This window comes from Saccharomonospora sp., from assembly GCF_027317685.1.
In the GTDB taxonomy this organism is placed as follows: Bacteria; Actinomycetota; Actinomycetes; order Mycobacteriales; family Pseudonocardiaceae; genus Saccharomonospora.
The window spans coordinates 1-12,452 of record NZ_DAHVQP010000011.1; the positions used below are offsets into that span (position 1 = coordinate 1).

General features: G+C 68.1%; 11 protein-coding genes and 1 riboswitch. Of the genes, 7 read left to right on the top strand and 4 right to left on the bottom strand.

The window, feature by feature from the left end; translation table 11 throughout:
• Window positions 1-2: 2 nt before the first annotated feature.
• From M7H19_RS00715 to M7H19_RS00745, 7 genes are all read left to right on the top strand, one after another.
• On the top strand, window positions 3-1,643 hold the full coding sequence (locus M7H19_RS00715) for a GGDEF domain-containing protein (protein WP_298175783.1): 1,641 nt from the start codon (window positions 3-5) through the stop codon (window positions 1,641-1,643).
• Between the two features lie 44 nt (window positions 1,644-1,687).
• Window positions 1,688-3,169: a bifunctional UDP-N-acetylglucosamine diphosphorylase/glucosamine-1-phosphate N-acetyltransferase GlmU gene (gene glmU, locus M7H19_RS00720; protein WP_298175785.1), complete on the top strand. Its 1,482-nt coding sequence runs from the start codon at window positions 1,688-1,690 to the stop codon at window positions 3,167-3,169.
• Window positions 3,166-4,146, top strand: coding sequence for a ribose-phosphate diphosphokinase (locus M7H19_RS00725; protein WP_298175787.1), 981 nt, complete (start codon window positions 3,166-3,168; stop codon window positions 4,144-4,146). Before glmU ends, M7H19_RS00725 begins: the two co-directional genes overlap by 4 nt.
• A 354-nt stretch (window positions 4,147-4,500) precedes the next feature.
• Entirely contained in the window at window positions 4,501-5,133 is a 633-nt protein-coding gene (locus M7H19_RS00730; RefSeq protein ID WP_298175860.1) for a 50S ribosomal protein L25/general stress protein Ctc, read from the top strand.
• Window positions 5,134-5,158: 25 nt separating this feature from the next.
• A complete protein-coding gene (pth, locus tag M7H19_RS00735; protein ID WP_298175862.1) occupies window positions 5,159-5,752 on the top strand; it encodes an aminoacyl-tRNA hydrolase in 594 nt (197 codons plus the stop codon).
• Between the two features lie 163 nt (window positions 5,753-5,915).
• Window positions 5,916-6,215 carry a DivIVA domain-containing protein gene (locus M7H19_RS00740; RefSeq protein WP_298175790.1) on the top strand — a complete coding sequence of 100 codons (300 nt, stop codon included), beginning with the start codon at window positions 5,916-5,918 and terminating at the stop codon, window positions 6,213-6,215.
• A complete protein-coding gene (locus M7H19_RS00745) occupies window positions 6,215-6,556 on the top strand; it encodes a DivIVA domain-containing protein (RefSeq protein WP_298175791.1) in 342 nt (113 codons plus the stop codon). Before M7H19_RS00740 ends, M7H19_RS00745 begins: the two co-directional genes overlap by 1 nt.
• 4 nt (window positions 6,557-6,560) lie before the next feature.
• Here the strand turns inward: M7H19_RS00745 and M7H19_RS00750 are convergent, their stop codons facing one another.
• The 4 genes from M7H19_RS00750 to M7H19_RS00765 all read right to left on the bottom strand — a co-directional run bounded on the left by M7H19_RS00750 (window position 6,561) and on the right by M7H19_RS00765 (window position 12,147).
• A complete protein-coding gene (locus M7H19_RS00750) occupies window positions 6,561-8,243 on the bottom strand; it encodes a fatty acyl-AMP ligase (RefSeq protein WP_298175793.1) in 1,683 nt (560 codons plus the stop codon).
• A gap of 25 nt (window positions 8,244-8,268) precedes the next feature.
• On the bottom strand, window positions 8,269-10,098 hold the full coding sequence (locus M7H19_RS00755; protein ID WP_298175795.1) for an ABC-F family ATP-binding cassette domain-containing protein: 1,830 nt from the start codon (window positions 10,096-10,098) through the stop codon (window positions 8,269-8,271).
• Between the two features lie 33 nt (window positions 10,099-10,131).
• The gene (locus M7H19_RS00760; RefSeq protein ID WP_298175797.1) at window positions 10,132-11,058 is read right to left on the bottom strand and encodes a 4-(cytidine 5'-diphospho)-2-C-methyl-D-erythritol kinase; all 927 of its coding nucleotides are present in this window, start codon (window positions 11,056-11,058) and stop codon (window positions 10,132-10,134) included.
• An 84-nt stretch (window positions 11,059-11,142) separates the two neighbouring features.
• The gene (locus M7H19_RS00765; RefSeq protein WP_298175864.1) at window positions 11,143-12,147 is read right to left on the bottom strand and encodes an ATP-binding cassette domain-containing protein; all 1,005 of its coding nucleotides are present in this window, start codon (window positions 12,145-12,147) and stop codon (window positions 11,143-11,145) included.
• Window positions 12,148-12,333: 186 nt separating this feature from the next.
• A riboswitch (SAM riboswitch) is annotated at window positions 12,334-12,433 on the bottom strand.
• Between the last annotated feature and the right edge of the window lie 19 nt (window positions 12,434-12,452).

Consider the following 12,452-nt stretch of genomic DNA (forward strand, 5'->3'; position numbering starts at 1 on the left):
CCCTGCTCGACGAGATGCTCACCCACACCAAACGCCACGGCCTCACGTTGTTGCGCGCCGACGCTCACGCACTGCGCGGCCGGTTCCTGGTGCTCAAACAGCAGGAGGACGCGGCCATCTCGGAGATCGCCAAAGCGCTCGCGCTGCTCGACGACCTCCCCGGCCCCGAGGTGCACCTCGGCAGACGCGCCTGGGACCGTCTGCTGTCGTCCGCGCTGAACGACTGCTGGATCGTGCTGAACCAGCTCGGGGTCTACGAGGCCGCCGAGGAGGTCATCGCGCGCGCCCACCAGGCGATCCGGGACAGTGCGGGCCCCCACGAGATCACGCTGCAACTGATGAACCGCGTGAAGATGCTGCTGGGATGGGGGCTGCGACTGGAACGCGTCGGCCGGACGGAAGAGGCGGGAGAGAAGTTCCGTACCGCCGCTTCGATAGCGATCGCCGTCGAGGCCCCGTTCGCCGAGTCGTTGTTCCCCCGCAAACTCGGTGTGCCCGCCGTGGAGCAGGTGGGGGTCCTGGCCGCGTCGCTGGCGTTGGCCGCGCCCTCCCCCGCACACACCGACCGTCTGCGCCGGCTCACCGGCGAACAGGGTTACCCGCACGAGAAGATCCTCGTCGTCATCGCGCTGGCCCGCTGTCTCGTCACCGAAGGCCGCAAGGACGAGGCTCTGCGGATTCTATTGCAGGCACGCCACACCGAGGCCGAGGACACGTCGCAGCCGTCGATGCGCCTCACCCTCATCCGCGAACTCGCCGTCCTCAGCGGCGGCCACCGAGCCGAGCACGGCAAGGAAACCCCGGAGACCGAGAAGTCGGAGCAGTCGGAGAAGTCCCCGAAAGCCGTGGAAGAGGGGGAGGCCGGCGAACCCGAGAAGAAGACCGCGGCCGATGGGGTCGACGCCCCGAGAGACGAATCGGGAAGCGTCGCCTCCCAGCACTCGCACACGGAGCTGCTCGCCCATTACGCCACCGCTTTGGAAGCGGAGCTGTGGTCGATGCGTGAGTCGCAGATCGCCACGCTCAACACCCGTCGGGAGCACGAGCGCCTGTCCGCCGAACACGGTGCCGTCACGCAGCAGGCCATGCAGGACCCGCTCACCGGGCTACCGAACCGGCGCGTGTTGGACGAGCGTCTGCGCACACTGGTGACCTCGGCGTCGTCCGAGCCGTTGTCGGTGGCGCTGGTGGACCTCGACGGATTCAAAGACGTCAACGACCAGCACTCGCATGCCGAGGGCGACGCGGTGCTGCGGGTGGTCGCCAGCACTCTGCGGGACGCGCTGCGAAGCGACGACATCGTAGCCCGCTACGGCGGTGACGAATTCGTCATCCTGCTCCCCGGCGCGCCGATGCGCGCCGCGACGCAAGCGCTGACCAGAGCGGTGAACTCGGTCGCCTCACTGCCCCAACACCTGTCCCGCGGTGTCACCCTGTCGGTCGGGCTGGTGTGCCTGCGGACCCAGGAAAGCGCCGAGGAAGTGCTGTCGCGCGCCGACGCCGCCATGTACCAGGCCAAGCGCCGTGGCGGTAACCGGATCGCGTCGAGTCCGTCGAGCGACGACGGTTCTTGCGGCGGCGAACGTGGCGACACCCACTCCCGGGGGGACGACCCGACGGCGAACGCTGCCGACCACCCGTAGGATCGTGGGCCGTCGGACAACCCCATCAATTTCCGAGGAGCGCCGTGACCGGCCCGCTCAGCACCGTCATTCTCGCTGCGGGTGAAGGCACCCGCATGAGGTCCAACCTCCCGAAAGTGTTGCATCCGATCGCGGGACGACCGCTCGTCGAGCACGCAGTGCGTGCGGCGGCGGGGCTCGATCCCGATCAGCTCGTCGTGGTCGTCGGACACGGCAGAGACGCGGTGACCGACCACCTCACGCATCTGGAGAAGACGCTGGAGCGTCCGATCACCAGTGCCGTGCAGGAGAAGCAGGACGGCACCGGCCACGCCGTGTCGTGTGCCCTCGACGCACTGCCGTCCCCGGCGGCGGAGACGTCGGGCACCGTGCTCGTGACCTACGGCGACGTTCCACTGCTGGACACCGACACGTTGTCGGCCCTGTTGGCCGCGCACCACGAGCGGGGTAACGCGGTGACGGTGCTGACCGCCGTCGTGGACGATCCCACCGGGTACGGCCGGATCGTGCGTGACGACGCGGGCGACGTGGTCGGCATCGTGGAGCACAAGGACGCCGGGGACGAGCAGCGGAAGATCACCGAGATCAACTCGGGTGTGTACGCGTTCGCCACGGACGTGCTCGCCGACGCGTTGTCGCGCCTGTCGTCGGACAACGCCCAGGGCGAGCTGTATCTCACCGACGTGCTCGGCATCGCCCGCGGCGACGGCCGCAAGGTCGGCGCGCTCACGGTGGACGACCCGTGGCTGACCGAGGGCGTCAACGACCGCGTGCAGCTGTCCACGTTGAGTGCGGAGCTGAACCGACGCATCGTGCGCCGCTGGCAGCTCGCCGGGGCCACGGTGGTGGACCCCGCGACCACCTGGCTCGACGCCGACGTCGAACTCGCCCGGGACGTGGTCATCGCCCCGAACGTGCAGCTGCACGGAAACACGGTCGTCGGCGAGGGCGCGTACGTCGGTCCCGACACCACGCTCACGGACGTCACCGTGGGCCCGCGCGCGACCGTGGTCCGCACCCACGGCGAGGGAGCCGTCATCGGGGAGGGCGCCGAGGTCGGCCCCTTCGCGTACCTGCGGCCGGGCACGAAGCTCGGCGAGGACGGCAAGATCGGCACGTTCGTGGAGACGAAGCAGGCCGACATCGGCCGGGGCACCAAGGTGCCGCACCTGTCCTACGTCGGGGATGCGACCATCGGGGAGCACAGCAACATCGGTGCTTCCAGTGTTTTCGTCAATTACGACGGTGTGACCAAGCACCACACCGTGGTGGGTTCACATGTGCGCACCGGCTCGGACACCATGTTCATCGCGCCCGTCACCGTGGGTGACGGCGCTTACAGTGGTGCCGGGACGGTCATTCGCCGCGACGTTCCCCCGGGTGCGCTCGCGGTCTCTGGGACGCCACAACGCAACATCGAAGGCTGGGTGGTCAGGCGCAGGCCAGGCACACCCGCGGCGGAGGCAGCGGAGAAGGCACTCGCCGCACAGCAGGAAACCGATATCGACGGAGAGTCGCCAGAATGAGCCCGAAATCCGGCACGCCGAAGAAGAACCTGATGCTCTTCTCCGGCCGTTCGCATGTCGAACTCGCCGAGGAGGTCGCCAAGCACCTCAATGTGACGATCACCCCGCAGACGCTGCACAGTTTCGCCAACGGCGAGATCTACGTCCGTTACCAGGAGTCGGTGCGTGGCACGGACGCGTTCGTTCTGCAGAGCTTCTCCCCGCCGATCAACGAGTGGATCATGGAACAGTTGATCATGGTGGATGCTCTGAAGCGCGCCAGCGCGAAGCGCATCACCGTGATCATGCCGTTCTACCCGTACTCGCGGCAGGACAAGAAACACAAGGGTCGGGAGCCCGTCTCGGCAAGGCTCGTCGCCGACCTGTTCAAGACCGCGGGCGCCGATCGCATCATGACCGTGGACCTGCACACCGCGCAGATCCAGGGTTTCTTCGACGGCCCGGTCGACCACCTGTTGGCGCAGGCGGTGCTCGCCAATTACATCAGCGACACCTACGGCAACAACGACATCACCGTCGTGTCCCCGGATTCGGGCCGTGTCCGGCTCGCCGAGAAGTGGGCCGAACAGCTCGGTAGCCGGCCGATCGCGTTCATCCACAAGACTCGCGACCCCGACACGCCGAACCAGGCCGTGGCCAACCGCGTCGTCGGCAACGTCAAGGGCAGGCTGTGCGTCCTGATCGACGACATGATCGACACCGGGGGCACGATCACCCAGGCCGCCGACGCGTTGATGGAAGAGGGCGCCTCGGACGTGGTGATCGCCTCGACACACGGAATCCTGTCGGACCCGGCCACGGAGCGACTGGCGAAGTCTCCCGTCCGCGAGGTAGTCGTGACCAACACGCTGCCGATCCCGGAGGAGAAGCGCATCCCGAAGCTGACCGTGCTGTCGATCGCACCGCTGCTGGCGCGCGCCATCCAGGAGGTCTTCGAGGACGGCTCCGTGACGAGCCTCTTCGACGGCAGTGCCTAATGCCAGCCTGATACCAGTCTGACGCCAGGCTGATGAGGGCCTGCTGAGGTAAACAACTCGGGCCGACCGCGCGACACCGACCGCATGGTCGGCCCGAGGTCTGAGCGCACAGAGTTCGTCACGCGGGAAATCCCCGTCTCACTCGCGGTAACCAGCGGGGGCTGCGAGTGCGAGAAAGCGGTTGGCCTAAACTGTAGCGGTTGTCTCGGCGAGGTGGGTGCCGCGAGTGTCGCCGGCGCCCGACGTGATCGACGCGGCGGCTTCGAGGGCCATCTCGTGCGCACACGTCGTGGGCTCGCCGCCGGACAGCCGAAAAGCAACGATCTCGATTTCCACCGCAAGGAGTGCATCCCCGTGTCCGAGGTACGTCTGACGGTCGAACCACGCACCGAGTTCGGCAAGGGCGCCGCGCGCCGCACGCGTCGCGCCGGCAAGATTCCCGCGGTGCTCTACGGCTACGGCTCAGACCCGCGGCACCTGGCACTGCCTGCCATCGAGTTCGCCCGTGTGATCCGCGAGCACGGCCAGAACACCGTCATCACCCTCGACATCAACGGCAACGGTGAGAGCGCCTCGCAGATGGCCCTCCCCAGGGCTGTGGCGGTCCACCCGCTGAAGAACTACATCGAGCACGTCGACCTGCTGGTCGTGAAGCGCGGCGAGAAGGTGGTCGTCGACGTGCCGGTGACCATCACCGGCCAGCCCGGACCGGGAACCCTGGTCACGCAGGAAGTGGACACCGTCCAGGTCCAGGCCGAGGCGACGAAGCTGCCCGACGAGCTGGAGGTGTCGGTCGAGGGCGCCGCTGCTGGCACTCAGATCCTCGCGTCGCAGCTCCCACTTCCCGCGGAGGTGGAGCTCGTGACCGATCCGGAGATGCTGATCGCCGCGGTGTCCGAGGCTCCGAGCGAGGCGACCATGGAAGCCACGGTGGACACCGAGGGCGCCGGCGTGGTCGAGGAGAAGTCGGAGTCCGAGGAGCAGTGATCCTCGACCGTCCGGACGCATGACCGTGGGACACGAATTGCCAGGAGCCGGCGAGCAGGTTCTGCTCGCCGGCCTCGGCAACCCTGGACCTCAATACGCGGGGAACCGACACAACATCGGCTTCCTCGTTCTCGACGAACTGGCCGACCGTGTCGGTGGACGGTTCAAGGCTCACAAGAGCGGTGCGGAAATCTGCGAAGGCCGCCTGGCGGGCCGCAGAGTTGTCCTCGTCAAGCCTCGGTCGTTCATGAACCTCTCCGGTGGGCCCGTGGCGAACGCTGCGCGCTTTTTCAAGATCGCCCCCGACGGGATCGTGGTGATCCACGACGAGTTGGATCTGCCGTACGGGTCGGTGCGGTTGAAGTTCGGTGGTGGAGCCGGCGGCCACAACGGGCTTCGTTCCATCACCAAGTCGCTGGGCACTCAGGACTACTACCGTGTGCGGTTCGGCATCGACCGTCCTCCGGGCCGCATGAACCCCGCCGACTACGTGCTGAGGGACTTCTCCACCACTGAACGGCGCGAGCTGGCGCTCAACATCGATCTCTGTGCGGACGCGACGGAAACCTTGATCGGCAAAGGTTTGGCCGCAGCGCAGAACGAGTTCCACAGCCGCTGACCGGCTCGTCGCCCTTTGGTCCACAGCGGACTTTTCTTCACCCTGCAGGGTGTTCATGGCCACTCGGCAGTGTCACGACATACGATTTCAGGTTTCCGGACCTACTCCCCGTGGCTAGCTCGTTGCGCGTAGCAACGACAGCTCAAGCCCCGAGAGAGGTCCCATGTCGTTCACCGCAGAAGACATTCGTGACATCCACTTCGACAACGCGCCGATCGGCCGCCGCGGCTACGCCAAGGCCGAGGTCGACGCCTTCGTCGCCCGTATCGCCGAGACACTGGAAGGCGAGGACGACCTGACCGCCGCCGAGGTACACCACGTCCAGTTCGGACGCCCGCTGCTGGGTCGGCGTGGCTACGACGAACAGCAGGTAGACGAGTTCCTCGACCTTGTGGAGGAGCAGCTCGCGAACTCGGCTACGTTGCGCCGCGCGCCGGCGTGGGCGGAGGCACACGAGTCCTGATGGACATCACAGCCGAGGACGTCGACAAGGCCTGGTTTCCGCCCGCACCGTTCGGCACGCGCGGCTACAACCAGCTACAGGTGGATCTCTTTCTCAACCGTGTCGCGGCCACACTGGAGGGACGCGACACCGTCACGGCGGCCGATGTGCGCAAAGTGGCGTTCACGCTCTGCCCACTGGGCCGCCGCAACGGTTACGACCCCGCTGCCGTGGACTCGTTCCTCCGCCTGGTGGAAAGGGCACTCGTGTCCCGCGAGTCCGCGGTGATGTCCACGCCGTACGTCGCGACGGCCTTCGACCACAGTCACGCGCGCACGCCGTTGTGGCGCAAGCTGGTGTGAGCTCTCACGCGCGCGAGTCGATCAGGTCACGGTATTGCGTGGCGGTCGCCGCGCGCTTGACCTTGCCGGACGGCGTCTTCGGCAGGCTTCCCTTGGGCAGCACCACAACCGAGTACGGGCGGGCGTCCACGGCGGAACGCACCCGAGCGGCGACTTCGTTCGCCAGCGCGTGTTCCGCGTCGGCATCACCGGACACAGTGGATTCCAGTACCACGGCGAACCGTTCCCGGCGTGTACCGGCGTCGATACGCACCGCCACGGCGTTGCCCGCCCGGACACCCGGGACGGAGGATGCGGCACGTTCGATGTCGGTCGGGTACACGTTGCGGCCACCGAGGATGATGACGTCCTTCTTCCGCCCACAGATGACGATCTGGCCGTCCACGAGGTAGCCGATGTCGCCCGTGGCGAACCAGCCGTCGGCGTCCTGCGTGTCGACGGGGCCGTCCACCGTCAGGTATCCGGGCGACACCGCGTCGCCGCGCAGGTGGATCTCGCCCACCTCGCGCTCACCGCGCACGGTGCCGTCCTCGCCGACGATCCGAGCTTCCAGGCCGGCCAGTGGGCGGCCGAGCACGGCGAACTGCCGTACCTGGTCGGTTCCGCGGCGTGGGTCGTCCTCGGGTACGGCAACGGCGCGGTCGTCGGCCTCCAACGCTTCGGCCTCCACGACGTCCACGGTCAAACCCGTGAACAGGGGCGCGAAGGACACGGCGAGGGTGGCTTCGGCCAGGCCGTACGCGGGGAACACGCATTCGGCGGGCATCCCGAAGCGCGCGCCCGCGTCGGTGAAGGTACGCACAGCCGTCGGGTCGATGGGCTCGGCGCCGTTGAGCGCGATCCGCAACGTGGACAGGTCGTAGGCGTCGCCGTCCTCGACCCTGGCCAGCCTGCGACCGACGATGGCGTAGGCGAAGTTCGGGGCGGCCGTGGTGGTGCCGCGGTACTTGCTGATGAGTCCCGGCCACACCAGCGGGCCGCTGAGGAATTCGACGGGCGTGATCTTGATGAGTTCCACGCCGAACGTCATGGGCACGGTGAGGAATCCGACCATGCCCATGTCGTGGAACAGGGGCAGCCACGACACCATGACGTCGGACTCGACGTCGAACTCGGCCCGCTCGATCATCGCGCTGATGTTCGAGTACAGGTTCGCATGGGTGATCTTCACGGCCTTGGGGTCGGCCGTGGACCCACTGGTGAGCTGCAGCAGCGCGAGCGCGTCCTCCTCGGTGGGGACGGGTTCGGCCAGCGGCTCCGCGGCGAGCAGGTCGTTGATGGATCGGTAGGCGATCTTGTGCTCGTCGAGGACGGGGGCGAGACCGTCGAACGGTTCACCGAGCACCACGAGTGACGAGCCGATCATGCGGAGAACGCGCAGCGTGTCCTCGGCCCACTTCGCGAGGTCGGTGCGGGCCGTGGGTTGGTGCAACATCGTGACGCTGCCACCCGCGAGCCACACGCCCTGCACGGTGGGGGCGATCAGTTCGGGAGCGCCCGCCAGTACCGCGACGGCCCCACCGGGTTCGAGTCCCGCTCCGACGAACCCACCGGCGATGTGGCGGGCACGTTGGTGCACCTCGGACCATGTCCTTCGCACGGGTTCCCGGGGTTCCCCGGTGACCATTCCACGTTGCCGTCCACCCGCATTCGCGGTGGCGACCATCGTCTCCACGAACCGACTCATGAGTAAACTTTAACCTCGCCCGGTTTCACTCCAGTGCTTCGGATGTCTCCAGCCAACGCTGTTCGAGCTCGTCTTTCTCCGCGAGTACGGCTTTGAGCTCGTTGTTCAGTTCCATGAGCCGATCGGGGTCGGTGGCGGCTTCGGCGAGCGCCTCGTGCAATCGCGACTCGCGTGTGTGCACGGCGTCGAGTTTGCGTTCCAATTTGGCCAGTTCCTTCGTGGCCGCTCGCCACTCGGCCGCGCTGAGCTTCTGTGTCGAGGCGGATTCCCCGGTCGCCCGTTCGGCACGGTCGGCTCGGTCGGCACGGTCACCGCGGGTGTCCCGGCGTTCGCGTGCCCGTTCGGCCCTGGTGTCCAGGTATTCGTCGATGCCGCCGGGAAGGTGCGTGATACGACCGTCGCCGAACAAGGCCACCACGCTGTCACACACGCGCTCGACCAGGTATCGGTCGTGCGAGACGACCACGAGCGTGCCCGCCCACGAGTCGAGCAGGTCCTCCAGCTGTTGCAGGGTGTCGATGTCGAGGTCGTTGGTGGGTTCGTCGAGCAGCAACACGTTGGGTTCGGACATGAGCAGCCGCACGAGTTGCAGTCGACGCCGCTCACCGCCGGAGAGGTCCTCGACGGGGGTCCACTGCCGGGTGCGGCCGAAACCGAGCCGCTCGGCGAGTTGGGAGGCAGACAGTTCCTGTTTGCCCAACGTCACGCGGGAGGCGACCTTCTCGACGGCCTCCAGCACCCGCAGGTCTCCGGGAAGGTCGTCGAGTTCCTGTTTCAGGTGCGCCAGTCGCACCGTCTTCCCCTCGATGCGGCGGCCCGTGCTCGGTTCGACCTCCCCGGCCAACAACCGAAGCAGCGTGGTCTTGCCGGAGCCGTTGACCCCGACGATGCCGATGCGGTCGCCGGGGCCGATGCGCCAGGTGACGTGGTCGAGCAGGGTGCGCTCCCCCGCCGAGAGGGAGACGTCCTCCAGTTCGAGCACCGTCTTGCCGAGGCGTCGTTTGGCGAACGCCAGCAACTCCGCCGAGTCCCTCGGTTCGGGAACGTCGGAGATCAAGGCCTCGGCGGCCTCGACGCGGTAGCGGGGTTTGGAGGTGCGGGCCTTGGCGCCGCGTTGGAGCCAGGCGAGTTCCTTCCGGGCGAGGTTGCGGCGCTTCTCCTCCGCCGCCGCGGCCAGGCGGGCGCGTTCGGCTCGCGCGAACACCCAGTCCGCGTAGCCGCCCTCGTACTGCTCCACCTGCCCGCCGGCCCCCGCTCTCGTCGTGTCGGACACGACCTCCCACGTGCGTCCGCACACGGTGTCGAGGAACCAGCGGTCGTGGGTGACGACCACGAGCGCGGTCTTGCGCGACAACAGGTGGTCGGCCAGCCAGCGCACGCCTTCGACGTCGAGGTGGTTGGTGGGCTCGTCGAGTACCACCAGGTCCAGTTCAGCCACGAGCGTGGCGGCCAGCGCGACCCGGCGCCGTTCCCCACCCGACAGGGTCCCGGTGGGCGTGTCGAGACCGATCGCGGAGATGCCGAGTCCCTCGACGATCGAGCGGACCCGGGCGTCGGAGGCCCACTCGTGTTCAGCGGCGTAGCCGGCCAGCACCACACCGCCGACCGTGCTGTCCTCGGGAAGTTCGGTGCGCTGCGTGACGACCCCCAGGCGAAGGCCGCGCGCGTGACTCACCCTGCCCGAGTCGGGCTCGCTGATGCCCGCCAGCACTTCGAGCAAAGTCGTCTTACCGCCGCCGTTCAGGCCGACGACTCCGATGCGCTCCCCTTCGCTCACGCCGAGGGACACGCCGTCGAGCAGCATGCGTTCGCCGTAGGATTTGCTGACCGACTCCAGGTTGACCAGGTTGGTCATCCGCTCGTTTCGTCCCTTCCCCGTGTCACTCCGTCACTCGTCGCGCACACGTGCGCCTGGCACCGGGCCGTGTGCGACCCGAACCGTGCGGCACACACCCGCGCCCGCCAGCTCGGCGGCCACTTTCAACGCCGAGTCGCCATCGGAGCACAGGAACGCACACGTCGGGCCGGAACCCGACACCACGCCCGCGAGCGCACCCGCCGTGACCCCGGCGCGCAGTGTGCGGCGCAGACCCGGCCGCAACGACACCGCCGCCGCCTGAAGGTCGTTGCCGAGCAGCGGCGCGAGTCGATGCGGGTCCCCGGACGCGAGTGCCTCCAACAACGCTTCGGGCGGGCCGACCCTGGGCGGATCACCCGCCTCGCGCAGCCGGTCGAGTTCGCCGTACACCTTCGGCGTGGACAGGCCACGCTGGTCGAACGCCAACACCCAGTGGAAGGTGTGTCGCGACAGCACGGGTACGAGCTGTTCCCCTCGTCCGGTGCCCAACGCCGTGCCGCCGTAGAGGGCGAACGGCACGTCACTACCGAGCGTGGCGGCCACTTCGGCGAGTTCGTCCCGGTGCAGTTCCAGCCCCCACAGAGTCGAACACGCCAGGAGCGCGGCGGCGGCGTCGGCGCTGCCTCCCGCCATGCCTCCGGCCACGGGAATGCCTTTGCGGATCACCAAGCGCACCCGGTCGGCCTCCTCGGGCCGACCGGCGTACTCGGCCAGCGCGCGCACGGCCCGCACGGCGAGGTTGTCCTCGTTCGTCGGCACCAGTCGGGCGCCCTCACCGGACACCTCGACGCCGGCTGCCTCGCTCACCAGCGCGGTCACCTCGTCGGTTAGTGACAGCGCCTGGAACACCGTCGTCAACTCGTGGTAGCCGTCATCCCGCACGTCACCGACGGACAAATGCAAGTTGATCTTCGACGGCGCCCGCACGGTCACGGGCGGCGGTACGGCGGCAAGCACGGGTTCCAGCCTACTTGGCCGCCCGGACGTACCCAGCCGAGGCGGCGACTTAAGCCGCGCTCAGGCCGTGGCTCGGACCGTGACTCAGGCCGCGACGTTGCGCAGACCGAACATGGGGGTGCTGACGTGCGCGCCCCGCTCCGCGATCCAGGCGAGCGCGGCGTCGGCGCGCTGGCCCTCCACACCGAGCCGGAACCGCGCCACGGGCGTGTCCCCCAACCTGGTCAGTCCTCCGCCGATGGTGGTGAAGTCGACGTCGAACCGGGCCGAGGCCTCGGGCAGCAGGGCGCCCACGGCGGCGAACCCGATGAGGACGACATCCACGGTGCGGTCGTAGGCCCCGAAGTGAGCGCGGGACGTGTTGATCGGTGGCAACATCGCCTCGGCGAGCTGGCTTCCCGGCTTACCCAACAGCCCCAGCAGGGTGCCCGATTCGACCACCGTGCCGCGATCCAGCAGCGCCACCTCGTCGCAGACCCGGCGGGCGACGTCGGCGTCGCGTGTGGTGAGGACCACGGTCGCGCCCAGCTCCGCCCTGGCCCGGTCGAGGACGGACAGCACCGCCGCCGACTCCTCACCGTTCACCCCGTCGGTGGGGTCGTCGGCGAACAACACCGACGGCGACACCGCCAACGCCCTCGCGACGGCCACCCGGCGTTGCTGGCCGGGCGACAGTTCGGACGGCAGGCGCGCACCCGACCGAGACAGCCCGATGACGTCGAGCAGAGTGCCCACGCGCTGCTTACGCTGCGCGGGCTCCACGCCCATGCGTTCCAACGGGGCGGCGACGTTACCCGCGACGGTGCGTTCCGGCCGCAACCCGGGGTCCACCACCGCCACCTGGCGCTGCGCACCCCACAACCTGCGGCCCGTCAGCTTGCTGATGTCCATGCCGTCGTAACGCACCACGCCCTGGTCGGGACGTTCCCGAAGCGCGACGCAACGGGCCAGAGTCGTCTTCCCCGCGCGCGCCGGACCGACGATGCCGTACAACGAACCCGCGCTCACGGAAAGAGTGGCGTTCCGCAGCGCCACGACGGGCGCGGTCGTGCCGGGAAAGGATTTGCTGACGTTCTCGACAGTGATCACCACGGCTCCAGGGCAGCTCAAAGCAGACGTCCAGCGCGGACGTCGAAGAAACAACGACAGTGGATCGACGTGACTCGAAAGCGACTTCTTCAGCCGGAAACGATGTGGCTACAACACGCCGACGCCGTACGGCGGCCCTGGTCGATGACTCGGCGCTGCGTCAGCAATCGAGAGCGATACACAGTTCCTCCATCGATCCTGGCGTTAGCACCTGCCCCCACTCGATGACAGTGGGCGGTTGCTGCGACGTCGTAGAGCCAGGTCTCTCAGTCGCTCGGGATGGATACCCCCAGAGTACACCCGAC

What these genes read in the sequence shown, in the direction of transcription:
- M7H19_RS00740 (WP_298175790.1), top strand. Translation starts at nt 5,916, where the DNA reads ATGTCGTTCACCGCAGAAGACATTCGTGACATCCACTTCGACAACGCG.
- M7H19_RS00725 (WP_298175787.1), top strand. Translation starts at nt 3,166, where the DNA reads ATGAGCCCGAAATCCGGCACGCCGAAGAAGAACCTGATGCTCTTCTCC.
- M7H19_RS00755 (WP_298175795.1), bottom strand. Translation starts at nt 10,098, where the DNA reads ATGACCAACCTGGTCAACCTGGAGTCGGTCAGCAAATCCTACGGCGAA.
- M7H19_RS00750 (WP_298175793.1), bottom strand. Translation starts at nt 8,243, where the DNA reads ATGAGTCGGTTCGTGGAGACGATGGTCGCCACCGCGAATGCGGGTGGA.
- M7H19_RS00745 (WP_298175791.1), top strand. Translation starts at nt 6,215, where the DNA reads ATGGACATCACAGCCGAGGACGTCGACAAGGCCTGGTTTCCGCCCGCA.